This is a genomic window from Ureibacillus terrenus (genome assembly GCF_006569205.1).
Taxonomy (GTDB): domain Bacteria; phylum Bacillota; class Bacilli; order Bacillales_A; family Planococcaceae; genus Ureibacillus; species Ureibacillus terrenus.
This window is the reverse complement of record NZ_VIGD01000003.1, coordinates 12,899-36,458: the sequence shown is the minus strand read 5'-3', so window position 1 is coordinate 36,458 and position 23,560 is coordinate 12,899. Positions and strand designations below refer to the sequence as shown.

Genomic DNA, 23,560 nt, shown 5'->3' with positions numbered 1-23,560 from the left:
TTCCTCCATTTTAACCTTCCAATTCAAAGAGTGTGGAATATGATAAAAGGAGGGGAATGGCTAGCGGCTAATCCATTACTTTTTTGGATTAAATTTATAAAATTTTTCCATCAAAAATCTGTCCAGATATTTGCGATTTTATCTAGAAAAATCAAGAAAATATTATATAATAAAACTAACAATTTTAAATGGAATGAATCAGGGTAGGCATAAGGATTCATAGCAAAATCGTGTACATCTATTTTTCGATAGGTGTGCACGGTTTTCTTTTAAAAATAATGGGCAATGATAAAGCGTTCTACCGAACCGCCTACATATACTAGTTTTTAGGATAGCAACGAATAAAATTTTTCAAATATTTTCATCTTTTTGGTTAAAGGCTCTTGACGTTTTTCTATAAAATTTGTACACTGAGAAAAGTCAAATGTTCTTTTGGAAAATACAATCTTGGAAAGTAAGGATTTGATGATATTATGATCGTATGTAAATTTGGTGGAACTTCAGTTGCGAGTGCAGGTCAAATTCAAAAAGTGGCCAATATTGTGAAAGAGAATCCCAAAAGAAAAATTGTGGTGGTTTCTGCTCCAGGCAAACGCTTCAGCGATGATATCAAAGTGACTGATTTATTGATCGATTTGGCGGAAACGGCACTTCAAAACGGTGCTGTGGAAGAGAAACTGCAAAATGTGGTGAACCGCTATAAAGACATCGCCGAAGGGCTTGGATTGGACAGAAAAATCGTGGAAGTCATCGAAAACGACTTGCGCGAACGCCTTGCCCTAAAAGCGGAAAAAGAATTATTCATGGATACATTAAAAGCAAGCGGTGAAGACAATAACGCCAAATTGGTGGCGGAATATTTCAATTCCATTGGGCTAAAAGCGAAATATGTCAGCCCGAAAGAAGGATTGGTGGTAAACGATCCGCCGGAAAGAACGTTTGCGTTGCCTGAAACTTACGAAAACTTGAAAGACCTTGGAAAAGGCGAAGAGATCGTCGTATTCCCGGGATTCTTCGGTTATACAAGATCAGGCCGATTGCGCACATTCGACCGCGGCGGCTCCGACATTACGGGATCCATCCTGGCAGCGGCCGTCAAAGCGGAATTATATGAAAACTTTACAGATGTGGATTGCGTCTTCTCTGCCAATCCGAAAGTGGTAAACGACCCGATCGGCATTGAAGAAATTACGTACCGTGAAATGCGGGAACTTTCTTATGCGGGGTTCTCCGTATTCCACGATGAAGCGTTAATCCCGGTATTTAAATTGGGCATCCCGGTGAACATCAAAAATACAAACAATCCATCGGCGCCGGGCACCCGCATCGTGCCGACGCGCAAACCGAACGGGCGGCCGGTCATCGGCATCGCGGCGGATCACGGATTCTCCACTTTATATGTATCCAAATACTTGATGAACCGCGAAATCGGTTTTGGCAGAAAACTGTTGCAAATCATCGAGGAAGAAAACATTTCCTATGAACATACACCATCCGGAGTGGATGATATTTCCGTCATCATCCGTTCCAACCAATTGACGCCTGAAAAAGAAGAACGCATTGTCAAACGCGTCAAAAAAGAACTTCATGCAGATGATGTGTATTTCCGCCACGGCTTCTCCATGATTGTCATTGTAGGAGAAGGCATGCGAAGAAACAAAGGATTGGCGGCACGGGCCGCTTCAGCCATTTCCCGGACCGGGGCGAACATCGAAATGATCAACCAAGGTTCTTCCGAAGTGAGCCTTGTATTCGGCGTCCTACAAGAATATGAAGAACAGTGCTTGCGCGCATTATATGAAGAATTTTTTACTCCCGTGACAATTTAATGGGGAGAATGGAATAATGAAAAGAACGGACAGGGAAAGCGGGAAGTTTTCCCGTCCGTTTTTTGTTTTTTGCGCGGGGATTTTCCAGCAGGGAGATTTTGGGGTTTCGGGAGGATGGAATCCGCCAAGGTTGTGGGGCAGCGGCTTTCGGGGAAATCCGCCAAAATACAGATAAAATCCGCCAAACGAAAAACTTATGGGCGAAAAGTGCACCGCAAGAATAACCGTTTCCCGGTGTTCTTTCAATCAAACATATGGTAGAATAATTCTATGTGAATAATACACACAAAAAAACGTTGCCGGCAAAGCAACGTTTTTTTATGAGGAAAAGGTGAAACAGATGAAAGTTGCATTTGTATTGACTGCCACAGGACAAGAACTGTTGCAGATGGTGTCCCACGATGTGGCCGGGCTTCTTGCGGCGGTGAAGGGCGAATATGTCACTTTTCCCTTCGGCACTTATAAATACGATTTCCATACCCTTGATTTCTATTTGGAAAATAATGAATACCATCAAGAATTGGTCATTTACTTAAAAGAAGAAGAGTCTTCCAAGGAATCGGTGGAAACGTTCTTTATTGATGCGGAGTAAAAAGTGGCGAGGCCGGGCAGTAACCATCGTATATTTTATACTGAAATAGCATATTTATGGATTTAATCCAGTGCTGACGGCCACGTTCCTTGATATTTCCTCAGTTTGCCATGATTCATGAGCGATTTCTCATTTTTGCGTTCTTTAAAGGAACGCAATTTGTTTTTTCGAAAAATGATGATGCAGGATTGCCTTGTAAATGAGGTGTTACCGTTGATGAATGCCATTGGTGGAATCGGGATTTTTCTATTGGGCATGTCGCTGTTGACAAACGGCTTGAAAGAGATTGCGGGCGAAACGTTAAAAAAATGGATGAACACGTTTACAAAAGGAACGCTCACGTCTTTGCTGACGGGCTTTTTGATGACCGTGCTTGTCCAGTCATCCACCGCGACGACCATCTTGACGGTCGGATTCGTGAGCGCCGGACTGATCTCCTTTGTCCAGTCCATCGGGATTATTATCGGCGCCAATATTGGCAGCACGAGTACCGGCTGGCTCATTTCCCTCCTTGGATTTAAAATCAGCTTACAGGCGATGTCCTTGCCCGTGATTGCCCTTGGGGTACTGATCCAATATATGGCTCCGAGCGACATCAAAAAATACGGCGGCGTATTCACCGGCTTCGGCCTGTTATTTTTGGGCATCGGATTCTTGCAAAAAGGAATGGAAAATGCCCAGGACTGGATCCGTTTCGAATCCTTTGATACGGACTCGGTCTGGTCCATCTTTTTGCTCATCGGCATCGGAATCGTGATGACGATCATCATGCAGGCATCGAGCGCGGCAATGGCCGCGACGCTCACCGCACTATTTGCCGGAGCGATCGACTTTGGGCAGGCGGTCTTTCTTGTCATCGGACAAAACATCGGAACGACGGCCACGGCAATTGTCGCATCGATCGGATCTTCCGTTGCGGCGAAGCGCACGGCGGCCACCCATCTGTTGTTTAATGTGGCAACCGCCGTCATCGTGACGATTTTGATTCCATTCATTTTGCGATTCGTCGAGTTTGCAACGAAAGCGATGACGGGAAGCTTTGATGAAACGGTGGGGCTTGCGTTGTTCCATACATTGTTCAGTGTGCTGGGCGCCATACTGTTCGTTCCTTTCACCAAACAGTTTTCCAGGCTGCTGACGAAACTGTTGCCGGAAAAGGCCAATGCATTGACGCGGAACCTTGACGAACAATTGGTGTCGGTTCCTTCCGCGGCGCTTGAGGTCGCTTATCAGACGCTGCTCCAAATGATGAAGCGGCTGACGGATGCGATGCTGGAATTGATTGAAGCGAAAAAAGCGACGGGCAGCTTCGAGAAAAAGGTGAGGGAAGTCGAGGAAGCGATTGTGCATATCCGCAAATTCCTGAACGAGGTGCAGTCGGATTCGTCGAAGCTCCGCAATCAACATGTGGCCATCATCCACGTGCTGGACCATATCACGCGGCTCGTCCGGGTATTGAGGGAACAGCAAAACGTGGAAGGCGTCTTTCATCAGGAAAAATTGATGAAACGTTGGCACAAAACGCTGGAGCAAATCAGGGAGAGCTTTGACAGCGAGGAAAAACTGCTGGCCATGGAGCAGGTGCTGGAGAAAACGGCCTACAAGGTGGCGGAGGAAAGGCGCACCCGCAGAAGAAAATATTACGAACGCACGGCGGTCAGGGAAACGGAACTCGAAGTCGCCATGTCGAAAGTGCAGGCGCTACTTTGGATCGATCGCCTCGTCTACCACTACTGGCGCGCCTTTACCAGACTCGTGCAATTCAAGAAGGGAGAGGAAGCGGAGGAATCGACGAGCTTCCAGGAACGGGAAGTATTATAAGTGCGTGTGTTGTAAAAGGGGCTTTGCGGGAAGCCCCTTTTTTCTATTGAAAAACCGTTTTCAGCTCCAAGTGAAACTCCGGAAAAACGAAGGAAGTCAGCGTATCTTCCTTTCCAAAGACGGCGCGGTTGACGTAATGATGGTCCACCAGCCCGTACACTTCAATTGTTTCATGGATACTGTCGACAATCCAATATTCTTTCACCCCATGTTTTTCATACAATTTATATTTTTGATTACGATCTTTTAACGCAGTGGCAGGGGACAACACTTCTACAATTAAACGGGGCGCGCCTTTTCCTCCTTTTGAATCTAATTGCTCCGGATTGCAAATCACAGATAAATCCGGCTGAACAACCGTATCAGGGTTATCATAATCATCCGATTCGCTTAACCGGATATCAAAAGGTGCGGCAAACACCCTGCATTCCCCTTTTCCAAAATAGGAACGGAGCGAAAAAAGAAGTTCCGTTACAATGGCTTGATGTTTAGTGCTTGGTGCCGGAGACATATCGTAAGGAACCCCATGAATTAACTCCCAACGTCCTTCCCATTGTTCATAGTCTTGATAGCGGTAACGTTTATGCGGTTCAGGCGTAGTCATATGGCTTTCCCTCGCTTAACCGTACTTTTTTCTCATTGTACCGCATTTATTTTAAGTTTTAAAACCATTGTCTTTACTATTACTCCGATTTTTACATATTCTTTAACTTTACGGAAAAATTGGAAAGGGAAATTATAATGAAATCAAAGTGGGGATTCATGAAAAGATAAATTTCCGCTCTTTATTTCCATTTTTTTGAATACAATGAATCGATCAAATTTTAATGATGATTTTGCAGTGGATCATTTTTTAAGATATTTGTCTGAAACCTAAGAAAATAAAGGCTTCCAGCATCTTTTTTGACTTTTTATTAAAACCCGACTGCCTATTTACTGCAAATTTTAAAAATGTTACATTAACTTTGAGCTTATAAATCCTGTATATATGAGGGTTTTAGAAATCTGATAAACTAGGGTTCTTTATTAACTATGTGGAATGTAAATTTTGTTGAATCCTAAAATCACTGATGCATCACTGCCACGTTCTTTATTAACTATGTGGAATGTAAATTTGAAAGCTGAGATGAAAGCTATCAATTCAATTAAAAAGTTCTTTATTAACTATGTGGAATGTAAATTCTTGCACCGGATGTTCTTTTGTAATGAGATTGTCGTTCTTTATTAACTATGTGGAATGTAAATCCAAATTCGCACCCAAAATCAGATTATCATTTTTATCGTTCTTTATTAACTATGTGGAATGTAAATTTTTTTCTTCGGCTTCATTGAACGGGACGTATTCACCGTTCTTTATTAACTATGTGGAATGTAAATCGCTATTTTTAACGCAAGAGTTGATGTACGTTTTCATGTTCTTTATTAACTATGTGGAATGTAAATGTTTGATATACAGAGTGTCTTGAACGACGACGAGGGTTCTTTATTAACTATGTGGAATGTAAATAGTTCACAAACACTAAGGGGAAAACGATTTTACCGAGTTCTTTATTAACTATGTGGAATGTAAATTATCAACGTTTGCATAAAATCCTGCATAAACGTTCTTGTTCTTTATTAACTATGTGGAATGTAAATATGCGTTCTTCGAAGCTAACAAAGAAGAAATGCTGCGTTCTTTATTAACTATGTGGAATGTAAATATAATAAGTCGCAAAATCCACGTTGTGTTGCTTTTAAGTTCTTTATTAACTATGTGGAATGTAAATATGCGATGAAATTCAGTGTGTTACAACTACTATTGAGGTTCTTTATTAACTATGTGGAATGTAAATAGTTTTATCCCACTTGTATTTCGGGTTTCTTCTTCTGTTCTTTATTAACTATGTGGAATGTAAATCTCGTAACATGGCTTTAATAGATAAACAATTTCCCGGTTCTTTATTAACTATGTGGAATGTAAATAAACAATTGAATACGAGTTGAAGTAAATTAGAAAACCGTTCTTTATTAACTATGTGGAATGTAAATATCGAATCCGAAGAGGTTCCAGAAGGTAAAGTCTTGTTCTTTATTAACTATGTGGAATGTAAATTCAATTACATTGTAAACTCTGGATATTTAATTGCTGGTTCTTTATTAACTATGTGGAATGTAAATCTGAATTCCGTTTTCATGTCCGGTGTAATCGGAAAGGTTCTTTATTAACTATGTGGAATGTAAATGGCAAGATGCCGACGATGGTGACGCATAGCAAACAACGTTCTTTATTAACTATGTGGAATGTAAATTCTTGCAAATTGCATGGGCGATGAACAAGGCGGCAGAGTTCTTTATTAACTATGTGGAATGTAAATAAAAAACACCGTTGCCCAAATTGACGAATCACCAGCGTTCTTTATTAACTATGTGGAATGTAAATACTTGCTTGTCTACTGTTACCGTTGTACTGTAATCGGTTCTTTATTAACTATGTGGAATGTAAATTGATAAAACAAACTGAAATGAACTGAATCCGTCGAGTTCTTTATTAACTATGTGGAATGTAAATGTGGCTATTCCGGGGGCTGTTCGTTTTAGCCCTGAACCGTTCTTTATTAACTATGTGGAATGTAAATTGTTGCGGATTCGGGTAGGTTGTCGCAATATCAGCGTTCTTTATTAACTATGTGGAATGTAAATACACAACGCATTGATATTTTTGACGCGACTGTATTTGGTTCTTTATTAACTATGTGGAATGTAAATCGCCACATGCCGACACGTTCATCAAGATCGACATATGTTCTTTATTAACTATGTGGAATGTAAATCATTTTGAATCATGGCTCGATCAATTTGAATATGTGGGTTCTTTATTAACTATGTGGAATGTAAATATATTTCCAAGTCGATATATTGCCCGGCAAGAAACTCGTTCTTTATTAACTATGTGGAATGTAAATCGCGGATCTTGTTCATCGATAAAATCCATCGCTTCCAAAGTTCTTTATTAACTATGTGGAATGTAAATCAGCAACCGCATCACTTTCGTCATCTGTCGCAAACTTTCCGTTCTTTATTAACTATGTGGAATGTAAATTATATGTATCTGAAACAGATTGCGAGTGAGTTTAATGTTCTTTATTAACTATGTGGAATGTAAATACTGCTATGTTAACAGCTTTGCTAATTTCCAATTTGTTCTTTATTAACTATGTGGAATGTAAATTGTTCAACGATGACCGCAAACGCTTCAGGGTCTAAGTTCTTTATTAACTATGTGGAATGTAAATTTTCTTGTTCTACCGCTTTTGACTTTGTAAACTTTGTTCTTTATTAACTATGTGGAATGTAAATAGATTATGCTCGATTCAGGACATGGCGGTCGGGATCGTTCTTTATTAACTATGTGGAATGTAAATTCAGTTGAAGTTGTTCTATTTGTCTCGATTTTCTATGTTCTTTATTAACTATGTGGAATGTAAATTAATGAGCCTAGTGAGGAATCCATAAGAGCAGCTATGGTTCTTTATTAACTATATGGAATGAAAAGTCGGGATCGTTTTGATTATCGATCACTAGCTTTGGACGCTGGGATGGAAAATTTTGCTTTCCTTGCAATGTGTGAGCAGAAATTTTAACTAATGAAAAGTGCAGAGTTTTGCAAAGAATAATGCAAAAACTCTGCACTTATTTTTTAATAAGGACTCATGTATGTGCATAAAAGCGGCAAATTCAATGATTGACAGACTTATACTTTTTTATAGGAATTGAGAAGCAATTAGTGTAGCTATAGTAGTTTAGCATATAAAATTTTTTCTGAAATGACGAAAACGGCATTCCAGAATTTGCAGAATGTTCTATGATTTAATTAAGGAAAGTTTTAATAGAAATGTCAATTCTGGTCGCTTAGAAATTTGCAATAATATTAAGTAAGAAAAATGACTCACTAAATTTTACCTAAGTATTAAATAATACACATAGTATTGTTCAAACAACAATTACTAAATACAAAATTTATCTTAGTTAGTATTTTTTAATTAGAAAGGAGTGATAAGATGAAAATTCAGGCAATTTTAGAAGGCGACAGGATGCCTAGACACTACCATTTTGCGATGGCCAGTTTAGTGAAAAGCGCCTTGAGTGTTTCTAATCCTAAATTAGCAGATGCTTTATATAAATTTTCTGGCAACAGGGCAAATAAAAAAATAAAGCCGTTTACAGGATTTATTCAATTAAAAGACTATGAGTTACTAGAAGAAGAATTTATCGTTAGAGGAAATGTATATATAACTATTTCTTCTCCAGATCCAGAATTATTATTGAATATTTATAACGGAATGGTTCAACAAAGAGAGTTTCATTATAAACAATATCGTTTTCAAGTTTTACATGTTAAAGTACTTCCTGAAAAATTACCTAAGACTGGAAAAGCATTATGCCAAACCAAATCCCCCATCGTTATTCGAAATAGAGAAGGAGAATTTCTGGATATCGATGATCCGGACTACCTCAAGGAATTGAATTACATCAGTAATGAGTGTGTAAAACAATTAGAAGGGCGCTCATTATATTCCCCCATCAAGTTGACGCCTGTATTAATGACTAAAAAAGTGGTCCAATTAAAACATGATGCCTTTAAAAATTTGAATCCGCATAGCATCCTGTATCTCAATGCTTATGTTGGAAGCTTTATTTTGGAAGGAGATCCACGCGACCTCCGATTATTGGTACAAGCAGGCCTTGGCTTTAGAAGATCCGAATTTCTCGGATGTATTGAGCTCATCCATGAATAGGTTGGGAGGTGAGAGAATGATTAAATTGACTTTGGATGATGCATTATATAATGCTGCAATTCTTGGCCTATGTAGAATATTTGACCATGCAGGATTACCTTATGAACGGGATGGGCAATCTATTGAATTTGATGAAACAAATTTGGAAAACTTTAGTGAAAAATATTTTAATTATTTAATTGCGGAATATGGCCATGATACAAATTATGCTAAACTAATAAATTCAAATGTAGGAGCTGTAAAAGACGCAAAACACCTGGAACGATTGAATGAGATAATTGATAATTTCAAAAAAACATTGAGCTCCAACAGTTATAAAAATACGTATCCATTTTTAACCGAAGTAAATTTTGATTTTTTATCAGAAGTTAATAAGTTAAAAAGAATAACTTTAAAGAAAAAACAGACGATTGAAGAAATACAGCCTAATATACAGGAAATGTTGGAGTTAATTTCCAATATTATTGCGCACCTTCGCCATCCACAGGCCAAACGATATCTTGTGCCAAGAATCCTTTCATACAATCTCATCCAAGGCTTCTGGACAAATGTTTCATTTCTTCACAAAACAGCAAACAAAAAAGATATCTATAAAACTTATGATGAATACTTTACAAATGCCGCATTAAATTTCTTGGAGAAAAAGAAAGATGAAAAGAAATATGAAAAAAATAAATTTCATTGCGCAACATGCGAAAATAAAATGTCGACTGTTTCTGAGGCATTTGATCTCACGTGGTTGCAAAGAATTGGGGTGGATGCGGCAAGGAAGTCTTCCCATTATTGGGATCATCAACGAGATATCTTTATTTGTCCGGTTTGTAATTTAGTCTATAGTTGTTTGCCATTTGGTTTTCGAATAGTAAAAGGAAAAGGATTTTTTATTAACAACAACCGGTCTGTTGATGAATTGATTTCTGTGAATTCTGTGTCCTTGGGTGATGGCCAACAAGAAGTGACAAGGGATGAATTAGAATCAATGGCTTATTACAAAATCATTGATTTTATGGTTAACCAGACTGAATCCCGAAAAGATTTGGAAATTGAAAATATCCAAATTGTAAAATACGACCGTGATATGGAATCAAGACCATACACTTATAACATTCTTTCCCGACACAAACTCATGTTAATCGATGAATGCAAAAAGGAATTTCAACACCTTGTCGGAAAGTTCGCAAAGCTGGATGATGAATATATTTCGCTTTATCAGGAGGTAATCAATCGTTTATACAAAGGGCAAAGTTTTACGGATTTAATTTATCGGTTGATTCGTCAAGTGATTGATGGAAAGTACAATAATATAACGAACATCTATTATATTCTGAAAATTTCGAATCACCAATATAAAGGGGGCGTGCATTTTATGCAAACGGAAGAATTAAATAAAGTCCGAAGCTACGGTTTTTATTTGAAAAAAGCATACGCTTCTCAAGAAACAAAATTAAACGGTATTTCTTATCGCTTATTAAATGCTTTAAAAGTGAAAAATCCGAGTAAATTCATGGAGACTTTGTTGCAAGCTTATAGCTACAAAAAAATGGAAATCCCTTCGATATTTGTTCAAATTTTAAATGATGAAAGGAAATTTGAAACAATCGGATATGCATTTTTATTGGGATTACATGGTTATGAAGGAAATACAGATAAGGAGGAGATTAAACATGGATAAAAAAGGGCTTACTCTCAGTATCATTTTCGAAGCGGAAAGCGCCAACTATGGGGAAGGAGTCGGAAATGTTACATCATTGAAAAAAATATCCCGTGGCGACCATGAAATGTATACGTATATTTCCCGACAAGCGCTTCGCTATAACATTGTCGAACAAATGGGGGTGAATAATACTCCAATCGAGGCCGAGCAAGGGGTTTTGCAATTCCATCCAGATGCAACCATTGCGGATTATCCCGAAATTGATTTATTCGGATATATGAAAACAGGAAAACAGACGAAAACACGTGCTGCCGTTGTGAGACTTTCAAATGCCATCGCTTTGGAAAGTTATAATACAGATTTGGAGTTTTTGACAAATAAAGGGTTGTTAGATCGTTATAATGCTTCAGCGGAAGATGGAAAAGAATTGAGCGGTGGAAATATTGCACAAAGTGAAATCCATAAATCTTTTTATGCTTATACCGTTACCGTGGACTTGGACAAAGTGGGGATTGATCCTAACGATGGAATTGAAATTCCATTAGAAGAAAGGGCAGATCGTGTTGTCAAGTTGCTTGAAGCGATTAAGTTCTTATATCGAGATATTAAAGGCCGCCGTGAAAATTTAGCGCCAATATTTGCGATTGGTGGGGTGTACAATATTAAAAATCCGTTTTTCGAAAATCGTTTGAAACTTTTGGAAAACAAATTAGTAATTGATTCTATTGAAAATGTGCTGGATTTGGATGAGGAAATCAAAGCCAATACTAAAGTTGGTTTGGTTCGGGGCATTTTGAGCAATGATGACGAAATCGCAGAAAGATTAAATGCCATGCCGATGGCTGAATTCTTCAAAGCGCTAGAATCAGAAGTGAGAGCATATTACAAATAGGCGGCGATATCATGAAAGGGATTCGTATTGAAGCGTATCAAAACTTAGTAAACTACCGGAAGCCTACAAGTTTTCAGCTAAAAGAGACTTATCCCCTTCCGCCGTATTCGACGGTCATCGGGATGGTCCATGCTGCTTGTGGTTTTACAAGCTATGTCCCAATGAAATTAAGCATACAAGGCAGATATCATTCGAAGGTAAATGATTTGTGGACGCGCTATGAATTTGCCGGGGCGGCTTTTGAAGAAGGGCGGCATCAGATTAAAATTGATGCCTTGGATGGAAAATCTTACGGTATAATCAAAGGCATTTCGACAACGGAACTATTAGTGGATGTCGAATTGGTTTTACACGTGGTTCCTGATGATGAAAGCCATATACCTAAAATAGCAGAATCCTTGCGCTCTCCCTCAGAATATCTGTCACTGGGCAGAAGGGAAGATTTGTTGCAAATCCGTTCTGTAAAGGAAGTTGAAATATCTGAAGAAATTACCACAAAGGAAAAACATTTGGAATATGACATTTATGTTCCGAAAGAATTGTTGGATGAAACGGAAGACTTTAAAAAGTTTGGCACCTCTTATCGACTAAACAAAACTTATGAAATTGTATCAATCGGAAGAAATCGAAATATACGAAAATGGGAGAAAGTCCTGGTTTATCACGTACCTGCATCTGTTACCAATGTTTTATATCAAGATAGTGAAATAATGGTTGATGAAGATGGTTTTCTTGTTTATTTAGTGTAAGAATGGGAACATCCCATTCTTATTTTATAAGGAGGTAAGGAAATGTTTGAACGGCTATTGGCGAAATCCGTTAAGGGAAGCGGCAAGGCGGAAACAATCATGGAGCATACCTTGAACCTATTATCTGAATATAAAACATTAAAAGCGACTTATCCGAACATTTTGACGGAAAGCGAATGGGAAATTTTGAGAGATGCTTGTTATTATCATGATATTGGCAAAGCCAATACAAAATTCCAAAATAAAATTCGAGATTTAAAGGAACGTATCGAAGATGAACTAAAAGAGTTGGAAGAAGTTCCCCATGCTTACCTCAGTTGTGCGTATATGCCGATTAAAAAGTTGAGGGAAAAATATTCCAAAAATGAATTGAAATGTTTAATGATGGCCGTCTATTACCATCATGAAAGAAAAGAAGAAAATCAAATAGCCAGTGAAGCGGTCATTGAAAAAGATTTGCCCAAATATATTGAGGCTTTAAAAAAAGAAGGGTTTGATCTTCCTGAACCGCCGAGCAAAAATTACAGCAGATATGTCAAAAAACCGTTGAAACTGCAAGAATTGTACCCGTTTATTCGCATTAAAGGATTGTTAAATAAGATCGACCACGCCGCTAGTGCACACTTGCCAGTGGAGCTTCCTCCCGAGAATCTTACTAACTATCTTGATAAATTTATGAAAAATCTGAATTCTCAACCAAATGAACTCCAAACATATTTAAAGAATCATCCAGGTGAAAATCTTGTCATTGTTGCATCAACCGGCATCGGGAAAACGGAAGGGGCCCTTTACTGGATCGGAGAAGAAAAAGGAATCTTTACTTTGCCGTTAAAAGTTTCCATCAACGCCATCTATGACCGCATTAAGAATGAAATTGGTTATACGAATGTCGGTTTGCTTCACAGCGATTCCCAACTGGAATATATGAAACGGTTTGAAGAAGAATTTGAATTTAGTTTGAGTGTATTAAAACAGACCAAACAACTCTCCATGCCTTTGACAGTGTCAACCATTGACCAAGTGATCGATTTTGCATTTTTGTATCCTGGATTTGAGCTAAAATTGTCCACATTATCATACTGCAAATTTGTGATTGATGAAATCCAAATGTATAGTCCTCGCCTAGTTGCTTTTATCATCATGGGATTAAAGTATATCACCGAGATGGGCGGAAAATTTTTAATTATGACTGCCACCCTCCCGCCGTTGTTTATCCATTTTTTAGAAAAAGAGAAAATTCCTTTCAAACGGCCTGACAAACCTTTTTTAAAATTAAATGAAAAAGGGCAAGTCATCAGTCGGCATGTCATGAAAATCCAACAAAAGGATTTGACAGCGGAAGAAGCGATCGACCATGGATTAAAGAGAAAGACGTTGATTATCGTCAATACCGTCACGAAAGCGCAACAATTATATAAAGAGTTTAAAGAAAAAGGTATAAAGGTACAGTTGCTTCATAGCCGGTTTACAAAGAAGGATCGTTTTGAAAAAGAAACGTCGATTAAAAAACTCGGCAAAAAAACTTGTACGGATAGCGGAATATGGATTACAACACAGGTAGTAGAAGCCAGTATCGATATTGACTTTGATGTTCTTTTCACTGAATTGTCAGAGGCAACGGGCTTATTTCAACGAATGGGCCGGGTATATCGCGGCAGAGAGTATGAAGGACAAGAGCCGAATGTTTATGTTTATACAGGGGATTTCTTGCCTTCAGGAATTTCCGAAACAAACAAGAAATCGGTCGTTGATTATGTCGCATTTGAAAAATCGAAAGAAGTGTTATTGCAATACGATGGACAAAGAATTTCGGAAGCGTTAAAAATGGAAATTATTGAACAAATTTATAGTTTGGAAAATTTGGGAGAGGAGAGTGAGTATGTTCAAGAGCTGAAAAACACTATTAATCAACTAAAGAATTTATTACCATACGAACAAAAAGAAAAGCCAAAATTGCGGGATATTGAAAATGTCCAAATCATTCCATATTCAGTTTATCAAAAAAACGAAAAAACTATAGTGGACTTGGAAGAAGAGCTTGAAAGAATAAAGCAAGAGAGTCCCAATAATCTGAAAAGAAAACTGGAAATCCAGCAACAATTACAAGAATTTACCGTCGAAATTCCTTATTGGGCATATAAGAAGGCTTTGAATTCGAATTTATTTGCCAGAAATGTTTCGATGGGTAGATTCATCCATTTTCCAGTGCTTTCTTATAAGTATTCAGCAGAATTGGGCTTAATTTACGACATTGATGAAGATGCAAACTTTATGTAATTGCTTTTTTAAAGGCGGTAGAGAAATGGAAATAGATGAGTTAAAGGCAACGGGAGTACAAGTAAACTATTTAATGGTGTGCCCACGCAAATTATGGCTCCATTCCCACCAAATTGGTTTTGAGGAAGAGAACGATCTCGTTTTACAAGGGAAAGTACTTCATGATACTTCTTATAAAAAAATTAAAGATAAAGAGATTTTGTTAGACGATTTGTTGAAAATCGATATATTGGATGGACAATATGTCGGCGAAGTGAAGTCAAGCAGAAAGATGGAGGAAGCGGATAAAGCCCAATTATTATATTATTTATATGTTTTAGAACAAAGAGGTATTAGACGAAAAGGAAAAATTCATTATCCAAAAGAGAGAAAGGTTGTTGAAATTGAGCTGACAGATGAAAAACGAAAAGAAATCCCTAAGTGGCTGGCTCAAATAGAAGCAATCAAACGATCAACGAAACCACCGAAAAAAGTAAAATACAAATATTGTTCAAAGTGTGCCTACTATTCTTTTTGCTGGGTCGGTGAAGACGAATGAAAGATTTGTACCTATTTAATAATGGTAGATTAAAGCGGAAGGATTCCACCATTTATTTTCTTTCGGAAGATGGAACAAAAAAAGTGGTGCCAATCGAACAGGTCGAAAATCTTCATATATTCTCGGAAATGGATTTTAATACTTCTTTTATAAATTTGTTGAACCAAAAAGATGTATGCATCCATTTTTATAATTACTATGGCTATTACTCAGGAAGCTATATCCCTAGAAAAAAGAAGGTTTCTGGCTTTGTTGAAATAAAACAGGCAGAACATGTTTTAAATCCTGAAAGAAGATTATATATAGCGCAACAATTTGTATATAGCGCCATTCACCATATTCTGCGTAATATGCGCCGACACCAGGAAGAATTGAAAGGTCTAATTAATGAAATCTTGGAATATAAACAACAGGTATCCGAAGCGAAAGATGTTCCAACGTTGATGGGAATTGAGGGGAAAGTTCGACTGACTTATTACAAAGGAATAAATGCAATGATTAAGAATAATGATTTTTATTTTACAAGTAGACAAAAAAGGCCGCCGTCAGATCCAATAAATGCCATGATTTCTTTTGGCAATAGCCTCATCTACACAGCGGTTTTAAGTGAAATTTACAAAACCCAATTAAATCCAACAATTAGCTTCTTGCACGAGCCGGGATCAAGACGTTTTTCTTTATCACTAGATATTGCAGAAATATTTAAGCCTTTAATCATGGACAATTTAATTTTTTCATTAATCAATAAAAGGAGTATTCAAAAAAAGCATTTTGAATTTATTGAAGAGAAAATTTGCCTATTGAATGAGGAAGGACGGAAAATTTTCATAAAAGAATTTGAAAACCGGATGCGAACGACCATCAAACATCGGAAACTGAAGCGGCAGACGTCTTATCGATTTTTAATTCGTCTAGAATGCTACAAGCTCATAAAACATTTCATTGGCGATGAAGATTACAGAGCTTTAAAGGCATGGTGGTAGATGTGTATGTATTAGTTGCTTATGATGTGGAAGAAAAGCGGGTGCCAAAGGTTAATAAAATTTTAAAAAAATATTTAACTTGGACGCAAAATTCTTTGTTTGAAGGAGAAATCACAGAAGGATTGTTAAAGCAATGCATGGCTGAAATATTGCCAAAAATTGATCCAGCGCATGATTCGCTTTATGTTTATCGAATAGCTAATCCGAAACACATTAAAAAGGTGGTTTATGGGGTAGAAAAAGACTTTGAAAGTATGTTTCTTTGAATTTGCAGTGGATCATTTTTCAATATGATTGCAGTGTAATCCTTGGTAATAAAGGCTTTAGGGCGATTTTAACAAAAAAGAAAAAATATAACCTTCCATTTACTGCAAATTTGTATAATGTTATATTAACTATAGGTTATTAAATATCAATTATATAAAGGTTTTTTGGTTAGAGATTTTAGGGTTTTCTATTAACTATGTGGAATGTAAATAGGCCTCAATGCTTCATAGACCACAGGAATTGCTTCGTTTTCTATTAACTATGTGGAATGTAAATAATTTCGTTATGATGTTCAACCGCATTTGAAAAATCGTTTTCTATTAACTATGTGGAATGTAAATCAAGGTGCTGATATAGTAATTGGAGCGAGAATGCTTGTTTTCTATTAACTATGTGGAATGTAAATAATTAGCATTTAAGTTTCTTTTTTGCCCGAATCAGCGTTTTCTATTAACTATGTGGAATGTAAATTCTTGCCGATTGCAAAAGGGATTGAACAAGAGTTGACGTTTTCTATTAACTATGTGGAATGTAAATAATTTTCTATTGAGGAGGGATAGTATGGCAAGTATCGTTTTCTATTAACTATGTGGAATGTAAATAGGTGTGGCGATATTCGGAACTATGTGGGAAGACCAGTTTTCTATTAACTATGTGGAATGTAAATGGAATACTTGGATGCCGTTGATGCTGCTTATGTTACGTTTTCTATTAACTATGTGGAATGTAAATCTGATACAGGAATGACGGAAGAACGGTTGCGTGAACTGTTTTCTATTAACTATGTGGAATGTAAATGCACTTGAGGATATTGCAAACACACTTCTAAACGCTTGTTTTCTATTAACTATGTGGAATGTAAATTGTCAACACTGTCGATAGTTATCGCAGAATTTTTGAGTTTTCTATTAACTATGTGGAATGTAAATGAGAACACCTGAATAATACCCATTATGAAAGTTAGTGGTTTTCTATTAACTATGTGGAATGTAAATTAAACGCGTGCCGTCGTCACGTTCCGGGCCAATCCGTTTTCTATTAACTATGTGGAATGTAAATTTAATTTCTTTAGAGTGTTGATAATCTTGCGCTTCGTTTTCTATTAACTATGTGGAATGTAAATATTATGGCGACTTCCAATATAAGACCGGCAGATTTAGTTTTCTATTAACTATGTGGAATGTAAATGTGCCATGACAGCGGAAAAGACTACTACGATTACATGTTTTCTATTAACTATGTGGAATGTAAATGAATATCTTTTGCCGGCGATTGAAGCGGCTCAAGAAGTTTTCTATTAACTATGTGGAATGTAAATATCATCATGTACTCTTCGTTTTGATTTTGAATCATCGCGTTTTCTATTAACTATGTGGAATGTAAATCGTGTTTCTCATACGCTGGACGTAAATGTGGATAGGCAGTTTTCTATTAACTATGTGGAATGTAAATCTTCAACAAAGCCGGTTTGTTGCGAACGCTTCTTAAGTTTTCTATTAACTATGTGGAATGTAAATCATGATCGTCTTTCGGCGCTTTCAATTTCGATGGACGTTTTCTATTAACTATGTGGAATGTAAATAAGAAGAAAATGCAAATGCCACATCAGATTTGTTGGTTTTCTATTAACTATGTGGAATGTAAATTAATAATACAAACTAAAACTAACGTGGCCCGTTTGCGTTTTCTATTAACTATGTGGAATGTAAATCGACTATTTAATTTAAAAACTGTGATGTCCGCTTGGTTTTCTATTAACTATGTGGAATGTAAATGAATGTCTTGTTCTGTTTGTGTGATGCGTGTTTCCGCGTTTTCTATTAACTATGTGGAATGTAAATCTTGACTTTGGTATTTTCGTTCGTATTCATCACCATGTTTTCTATTAACTATGTGGAATGTAAATATTCATCATAATCCGTTTCCAGTTTCGTAATTTTTCCGTTTTCTATTAACTATGTGGAATGTAAATTCTACATGATGATTAGCCGTTACCTTACCTTGTTCGAGTTTTCTATTAACTATGTGGAATGTAAATGGATGCTTTTCTTCAGCTTCTTCGCGCGTTTCATAGAAGTTTTCTATTAACTATGTGGAATGTAAATATATAAATATTGATATATCAACATTTTTCTTTATTTGTTTTCTATTAACTATGTGGAATGTAAATACCTTCGCGCAAAAATTCCCCCACCGGCAAACAAAGAGTTTTCTATTAACTATGTGGAATGTAAATCAAGTGCGTCGAAATAATCTGCTTTCGGTTTCATGAGAGGTTTTCTATTAACTATGTGGAATGTAAATTTCGCACGCATTTTTAAACGTGAACGCAACTCATTGTGTTTTCTATTAACTATGTGGAATGTAAATCTATATTCAATTCGTCAAAGAAGATCCTGCTGAAACAGTTTTCTATTAACTATGTGGAATGTAAATTAAAAGATTGGTGCAACCGATTTGCGAATGCGAGAAGTTTTCTATTAACTATGTGGAATGTAAATATCCAAGAGAAGCCTTGTCAAATGCTTTCCAACCAGTGTTTTCTATTAACTATGTGGAATGTAAATAGTGTTCCTGCTACGTCTCCCAACACAGGAAGCCATGTTTTCTATTAACTATGTGGAATGTAAATAATAAACACACCCCCAGATGTCAATCATCTAAAAATGTTTTCTATTAACTATGTGGAATGTAAATATTGCTCCTTGTAGCTGTTGAACAACATTTCCTCTCGGTTTTCTATTAACTATGTGGAATGTAAATTTTTCTATCAAGTTAGAGATACATTAAACGCTTTTGTGTTTTCTATTAACTATGTGGAATGTAAATACCACAACAAGCAAAAGACCCTCGTAAGTGTCAACCGTTTTCTATTAACTATATGGAATGTAAATACCTGTAAATCACTCATGATAGAGTAAGATGGAGAACGTTTTCTATTAACTATGTGGAATGTAAATTCTTCATCGGGGATAATGATACGATTTCGGTCTTTGGTTTTCTATTAACTATGTGGAATGTAAATACTATATTTAGAAAAAACCGGTGAATTTACGGAAGAAGTTTTCTATTAACTATGTGGAATGTAAATATTGCTTTGTAGATAAATTTGATCCAAGTGGAACAGGTTTTCTATTAACTATGTGGAATGTAAATGAAAAAGCAACGCCGCAATTCACGAACCTTACTTACCGTTTTCTATTAACTATGTGGAATGTAAATTCTGTCATGGGCTGGAAATTGGCAGGATGTTCCAAGTTTTCTATTAACTATGTGGAATGTAAATTTCCAAATTGCACGACTTGACCGCAGCGGCACTATAGTTTTCTATTAACTATGTGGAATGTATATGGGATTGCGAAAGGAATGTTTATACCGAGAGATTGGGTTTTCTATTAACTATGTGGATTGTAAATTCTAGTCATTCCATATGTTCTGAGAATTGTTTTTTTTAGTGTTTGGCAATTAAGAATAAACATATTTGCCGCTTTACATGGAGGGTATATACGGCTTGCCCCCTTTGCAAGAAATCCTGCCCACAGAGGCTCCTTGTCAAGTAATCGGAGTTAAGAATAATTATTCGATTTTGAATGAAAATATTCTATAAAGAGATTCTGCCCTAAATGAAAAAAGAGAATTTGAGGAAAGCTCAGATACTCTTTTTTTATTGCGTCCGGAGCCCGAGAGAAGTGAAATCGTAAGCCCGAAATCAAACGACGCATACAAATCAATCACACCTCCCTGTAACATAGAGTTATCGATGACAGAGGAGGTGTTACTTTGACAATTGAAAAACTAAATATTGTACCTGTCAAATTAAATTTTGATTCCGATTCAACTTCACCCTCAACAAGTCGTGGCCCTCTTATACCTGTATGTGTGATTCAAGCAACGGATTTGAAAATTTCCTTCAACCCCGTTGTAAAACCTCACATTATTTAAACAGTCATCAAGGAGTTGAATCCGGTCGATCGCCTTAATAAATCGGGCCATAAAGGAAAAACGACAAGCCCTCACCAAAGAAGTGAAGAAAAATTTCCCCCATCACGAAAAAATCCCTCCGAAGTGCCCAAAACGGCATTTCAGAAATGGCGGATTCGGTTATCATAAAATCGTTCTTGATGATAGCAAGGATCGATTATTCCACTTCTTTCAACGAAGCAGGCCCAATGCATCGCCCTTGCGTTTGCAAGAAGCAAAAGCAATCCAACCATCCATTCCTGAAAAAATGCCGGGAGGTGAAGACAATCCATCCTGCTTCCAAGTGAATCCGGTCCAATAAAGCAAGATAAAAAACGAAAAGCGGAGGTACAACATGAAGAAATTTACATTTGCAGTATTGTTAATATTCATCGCCCTTCTTACGGCTTGCAATTCCAATGAGGAGAGCAAGGCAAACGGTGACCAGCAACAAGAAAAAGCATCGGAGAGCGAAGGGATCAATGTCGATAAAGGGTTATTGAATGTGGAAGTGACATTGCCGGCCAGCTTCTTTGAAGGAGAAGACATTGATGCGGCCATCGCGGAAGCAAAAGAGAAAGGCATCGAAGTGACGAAAAACGAGAACGGTTCCGTGACTTACAAAATGTCGAAAGCGGAGCACAAAGAAATGATGGCCGAGATGGAAAACAACATGCTTGAGACCATCGAGGATTTGAAAAATGGCGAAGATTTTGCATCCATTAAAGATGTCCAATATAACAAGAAATTCACGAAATTTACCGTCTTGGTGGACAAAAACGCGTTTGAAAACAGTTTTGATGCGTTCGCCGTTTTCGGATTAGGGGTATCGGGCGCCTTATATCAGCTTTTTAACGGCGCCGATCCGGAAGACTATAATGTCAACATTGTGGTGAAAGATGAAGCGACTCAAGAAATCATCAGCGAAGCGAATTTTCCGAAAGATTTGGAGAATCTGGATACGGAATAGAACCGTATTTCGGATGGTCTTGAAATAAAAATCCGGGGGGTACTTATGATGAAAAAAATCTATTTTCCAATTGCTTTGTTGCTGTTATTCCTTTTACTAGCCGCATGTGGTGAAACGACGGAAGAAAATGTGAACGGCAAAGTGGAAAACACGGAACAAACCTCTGAAGACACCGGAACGGATGAAGAAGAGGAACGGGCAAACGAGATCAATCAAGTGATCGTCGATAATGAAAACGTGAAAGCGACCCTTGTCAAAATTGTAAAGAAAGAAGATCCGATTTGGGGCAGATCGATCGAAGTGATTTTCGATGTTCAAAACAAGCGCCAGGATTCCATTGAAGTGCAGGCGCGCAGCGTTTCCGCGGACGGCCGCATGGTGGATGAAGCATTGTTGACAATGAGCCAAGAGGTGGCGCCGGGCAAATCGGCCACCGCGAAATTAACCATCCAAGAATTCGAAGGATATGAATTCCCGGAGCTGAAAGAAAACTTCGAAATGACATTGCATATTTTCTCTTGGAATCAGATGGACTACCAGGAAGATCATCCTGTAAAAGTGACGTTTTAATAATCGGCCGATCTAATTGATCGGCTTTTGGATGAAAAAAGATCAAACAATCTTTGTACATCCTTAAAGAAGCATGAAACAATTGTTTAGGTTTTCTCATCCAAAACAAAAGAAAATTTTCCGAACACAACGCCAAACTTCGACAATACCTATAGTTTCGATTTTTTCATAAATGATCTTTGTGCCGAAACCGGAAATATCCGGATTTTGGCACTTTCTCATTTCCAATGTTTGTACGTACTCAATAAGGGATCATGGGAAATAACGATATTTTATATTTGTAGAATATGGAAGTTTCATTATAAAAGGACGATAATAGAAAATAAGAAGAAGTTATCATTATTTTTTTCGAACATAAAAGGGTTTTATCATTGATAGAAATGCGGTGATTGAATGAAGTATAAACGGATTTTGGCGATTATTGAATATCTATGGAAATATTCATCCAAACAACATCCGAAATCCATCGAAGATATTATGCAATATTTGGAGATGCAACAAATCGAGGGCGGATTGAAGGCGGTCCGGAATGATTTGAAGTTTTTGACTTCGGAGGAATCGTTCATCAAGGTGGAAACGGCCCAAAGCGGAAGGAACCAATTCATTCATTATTGGATCGAGGACCGGTTTTTTGAAATCCATGAGCTGCGCTATTTGATGGATGCGATTTCTTCGGCCCGTTTCATTTCAGAACAGGAAACGCAGCGGATCATCGGAAAATTGAAAACGTTCGTGTCCGAAAATGAAGCGATATTATTGGAGAACCAACTGGTCCATACGTTTGCGAAAATCGACAGCCCGCAATTTGCGAAGACGGTTCAAACCATCCACCAGGCCATTGCGGAAAGGAGGGCCATTCAGTTCCGGTACGGAAGGTACTCTGCCGAGAAAGAATTTGTGTTATCCGGAAGCCCCCATCCGAAAACGTACCGCATTCATCCTTACGGGATTATTTGGAATGAGGAGATGTATTATTTGATCGGTTATAACACGGCAGAGGAAGACATCCACCATTACCGGATCGACCGGATCAGGGATATCCGGTTGCTGGAACAGAAATTTGCCGTGCAGCCGGGCTTTGATATCAACAAGTATCGCAATCTTTTGTTTTTCATGTTTGGCGGGGAAGAGTCATCCATTGAAGTGATTTTTAAAAATAATTTGGCTCCCGCCGTGATTGACCGCTTTGGCCTCCATGCCGACATCAAAAGGGTGGATGACGAGCATTTCAGATTAATCACAAGAGCCATTATCAGCAAAGGACTGGTACGCTGGCTACTTTCGTGGGGCGCCGATGCGAAAGTGGTGCATCCAAAGCGGCTGGTGAAAGAGATGGAGGAGGAAGCGGAGAGGTTGTATCAGCAGTATCATGGTTTGGAATGAGTATCGAAAAAGATTTCGAAAAGGGCAAATATCAGGATGATCATGATGGTCTTGAAGAATCCGAAGTATATTATTTTTGGGAATAATCCCGAAATAGTGGAATGAATTTAAAGGGTGCTTCTTTTGGTGCGTACAACGGATAGCCCTCCAATCAATCTGTTTCGGATTGGGGGGATTTTGCGATTCTTGGAGTCCTGGAGTTGACGTTCGATTACAGACATGATATTATTATCTCGAAATCGAGATAATTTGAATCAGAATTTAAGATAGTTCGGAAAGCTATCTTTATTTTTCGGG

The 23,560-nt window shown here is 37.6% G+C and carries 17 protein-coding genes and 2 CRISPR repeat arrays; of the genes, 16 read left to right on the top strand and 1 reads right to left on the bottom strand.

Annotated features, from left to right (window positions below):
* Positions 1 to 473: 473 nt before the first annotated feature.
* From FKZ59_RS03160 to FKZ59_RS03150, 4 genes are all read left to right on the top strand, one after another.
* Positions 474 to 1,829, top strand: a complete 1,356-nt coding sequence (locus FKZ59_RS03160; protein WP_141601293.1) for an aspartate kinase — start codon at positions 474 to 476, stop codon at positions 1,827 to 1,829.
* A 98-nt stretch (positions 1,830 to 1,927) separates the two neighbouring features.
* Positions 1,928 to 2,053, top strand: a complete 126-nt coding sequence (locus FKZ59_RS15075; RefSeq protein WP_281279182.1) for a hypothetical protein — start codon at positions 1,928 to 1,930, stop codon at positions 2,051 to 2,053.
* Between the two features lie 116 nt (positions 2,054 to 2,169).
* Positions 2,170 to 2,421, top strand: a complete 252-nt coding sequence (locus FKZ59_RS03155; protein WP_141601292.1) for a thymidylate synthase — start codon at positions 2,170 to 2,172, stop codon at positions 2,419 to 2,421.
* A gap of 216 nt (positions 2,422 to 2,637) precedes the next feature.
* Positions 2,638 to 4,242, top strand: coding sequence for a Na/Pi cotransporter family protein (locus FKZ59_RS03150; RefSeq protein WP_246045800.1), 1,605 nt, complete (start codon positions 2,638 to 2,640; stop codon positions 4,240 to 4,242).
* A gap of 43 nt (positions 4,243 to 4,285) precedes the next feature.
* On the opposite strand, the gene FKZ59_RS03145 is transcribed toward FKZ59_RS03150, so the two are convergent.
* A complete protein-coding gene (locus FKZ59_RS03145; RefSeq protein WP_141601290.1) occupies positions 4,286 to 4,846 on the bottom strand; it encodes a Uma2 family endonuclease in 561 nt (186 codons plus the stop codon).
* A 414-nt stretch (positions 4,847 to 5,260) separates the two neighbouring features.
* Positions 5,261 to 7,777: direct repeats of the CRISPR family, unit length 29 nt; unit sequence GTTCTTTATTAACTATGTGGAATGTAAAT.
* Between the two features lie 505 nt (positions 7,778 to 8,282).
* On the opposite strand from FKZ59_RS03145, the gene cas6 reads away from it, so the two are divergent.
* The 12 genes from cas6 to FKZ59_RS03090 all read left to right on the top strand — a co-directional run bounded on the left by cas6 (position 8,283) and on the right by FKZ59_RS03090 (position 23,263).
* A complete protein-coding gene (gene cas6, locus FKZ59_RS03140) occupies positions 8,283 to 9,020 on the top strand; it encodes a CRISPR-associated endoribonuclease Cas6 (RefSeq protein WP_141601289.1) in 738 nt (245 codons plus the stop codon).
* A 16-nt stretch (positions 9,021 to 9,036) separates the two neighbouring features.
* Entirely contained in the window at positions 9,037 to 10,692 is a 1,656-nt protein-coding gene (locus FKZ59_RS03135) for a Cas8a1 family CRISPR/Cas system-associated protein (protein WP_246045798.1), read from the top strand.
* The gene (cas7i, locus tag FKZ59_RS03130; protein WP_141601288.1) at positions 10,685 to 11,566 is read left to right on the top strand and encodes a type I-B CRISPR-associated protein Cas7/Cst2/DevR; all 882 of its coding nucleotides are present in this window, start codon (positions 10,685 to 10,687) and stop codon (positions 11,564 to 11,566) included. Before FKZ59_RS03135 ends, cas7i begins: the two co-directional genes overlap by 8 nt.
* An 11-nt stretch (positions 11,567 to 11,577) precedes the next feature.
* Complete coding sequence (gene cas5b, locus FKZ59_RS03125; protein ID WP_141601287.1) at positions 11,578 to 12,315, top strand: type I-B CRISPR-associated protein Cas5b; 738 nt, start codon at positions 11,578 to 11,580, stop codon at positions 12,313 to 12,315.
* Between the two features lie 42 nt (positions 12,316 to 12,357).
* Positions 12,358 to 14,592 carry a CRISPR-associated helicase Cas3' gene (gene cas3, locus FKZ59_RS03120; RefSeq protein ID WP_141601286.1) on the top strand — a complete coding sequence of 745 codons (2,235 nt, stop codon included), beginning with the start codon at positions 12,358 to 12,360 and terminating at the stop codon, positions 14,590 to 14,592.
* 25 nt (positions 14,593 to 14,617) lie between these two features.
* On the top strand, positions 14,618 to 15,130 hold the full coding sequence (gene cas4 / locus FKZ59_RS03115) for a CRISPR-associated protein Cas4 (protein ID WP_141601285.1): 513 nt from the start codon (positions 14,618 to 14,620) through the stop codon (positions 15,128 to 15,130).
* On the top strand, positions 15,127 to 16,113 hold the full coding sequence (cas1b, locus tag FKZ59_RS03110; RefSeq protein ID WP_141601284.1) for a type I-B CRISPR-associated endonuclease Cas1b: 987 nt from the start codon (positions 15,127 to 15,129) through the stop codon (positions 16,111 to 16,113). The genes cas4 and cas1b overlap by 4 nt, the downstream gene beginning before the upstream one ends.
* 2 nt (positions 16,114 to 16,115) lie before the next feature.
* The gene (cas2, locus tag FKZ59_RS03105; protein WP_141601283.1) at positions 16,116 to 16,379 is read left to right on the top strand and encodes a CRISPR-associated endonuclease Cas2; all 264 of its coding nucleotides are present in this window, start codon (positions 16,116 to 16,118) and stop codon (positions 16,377 to 16,379) included.
* 183 nt (positions 16,380 to 16,562) lie between these two features.
* Positions 16,563 to 19,796: a CRISPR direct-repeat array (repeat unit 29 nt; unit sequence GTTTTCTATTAACTATGTGGAATGTAAAT).
* Positions 19,797 to 20,160: 364 nt separating this feature from the next.
* Positions 20,161 to 20,322 carry a hypothetical protein gene (locus tag FKZ59_RS14650; protein ID WP_181733161.1) on the top strand — a complete coding sequence of 54 codons (162 nt, stop codon included), beginning with the start codon at positions 20,161 to 20,163 and terminating at the stop codon, positions 20,320 to 20,322.
* Positions 20,323 to 20,695: 373 nt separating this feature from the next.
* Entirely contained in the window at positions 20,696 to 21,310 is a 615-nt protein-coding gene (locus FKZ59_RS03100) for a hypothetical protein (protein WP_141601282.1), read from the top strand.
* Positions 21,311 to 21,358: 48 nt separating this feature from the next.
* Positions 21,359 to 21,880, top strand: coding sequence for a hypothetical protein (locus FKZ59_RS03095; RefSeq protein ID WP_141601281.1), 522 nt, complete (start codon positions 21,359 to 21,361; stop codon positions 21,878 to 21,880).
* Positions 21,881 to 22,273: 393 nt separating this feature from the next.
* Complete coding sequence (locus FKZ59_RS03090; RefSeq protein WP_141601280.1) at positions 22,274 to 23,263, top strand: helix-turn-helix transcriptional regulator; 990 nt, start codon at positions 22,274 to 22,276, stop codon at positions 23,261 to 23,263.
* The last annotated feature ends 297 nt before the right edge of the window (positions 23,264 to 23,560 follow it).

Excerpts from the sequence above, each read along its gene's own strand:
- FKZ59_RS03090 (WP_141601280.1), top strand. The coding sequence starts at position 22,274 with ATGAAGTATAAACGGATTTTGGCGATTATTGAATATCTATGGAAATAT.
- FKZ59_RS03145 (WP_141601290.1), bottom strand. The coding sequence starts at position 4,846 with ATGACTACGCCTGAACCGCATAAACGTTACCGCTATCAAGACTATGAA.
- FKZ59_RS03150 (WP_246045800.1), top strand. The coding sequence starts at position 2,638 with ATGAATGCCATTGGTGGAATCGGGATTTTTCTATTGGGCATGTCGCTG.
- cas1b (WP_141601284.1), top strand. The coding sequence starts at position 15,127 with ATGAAAGATTTGTACCTATTTAATAATGGTAGATTAAAGCGGAAGGAT.
- FKZ59_RS03155 (WP_141601292.1), top strand. The coding sequence starts at position 2,170 with ATGAAAGTTGCATTTGTATTGACTGCCACAGGACAAGAACTGTTGCAG.
- FKZ59_RS03135 (WP_246045798.1), top strand. The coding sequence starts at position 9,037 with ATGATTAAATTGACTTTGGATGATGCATTATATAATGCTGCAATTCTT.
- cas5b (WP_141601287.1), top strand. The coding sequence starts at position 11,578 with ATGAAAGGGATTCGTATTGAAGCGTATCAAAACTTAGTAAACTACCGG.
- FKZ59_RS03095 (WP_141601281.1), top strand. The coding sequence starts at position 21,359 with ATGAAAAAAATCTATTTTCCAATTGCTTTGTTGCTGTTATTCCTTTTA.
- cas7i (WP_141601288.1), top strand. The coding sequence starts at position 10,685 with ATGGATAAAAAAGGGCTTACTCTCAGTATCATTTTCGAAGCGGAAAGC.
- FKZ59_RS03160 (WP_141601293.1), top strand. The coding sequence starts at position 474 with ATGATCGTATGTAAATTTGGTGGAACTTCAGTTGCGAGTGCAGGTCAA.
- cas4 (WP_141601285.1), top strand. The coding sequence starts at position 14,618 with ATGGAAATAGATGAGTTAAAGGCAACGGGAGTACAAGTAAACTATTTA.
- FKZ59_RS03100 (WP_141601282.1), top strand. The coding sequence starts at position 20,696 with ATGAAGAAATTTACATTTGCAGTATTGTTAATATTCATCGCCCTTCTT.
- cas3 (WP_141601286.1), top strand. The coding sequence starts at position 12,358 with ATGTTTGAACGGCTATTGGCGAAATCCGTTAAGGGAAGCGGCAAGGCG.
- cas6 (WP_141601289.1), top strand. The coding sequence starts at position 8,283 with ATGAAAATTCAGGCAATTTTAGAAGGCGACAGGATGCCTAGACACTAC.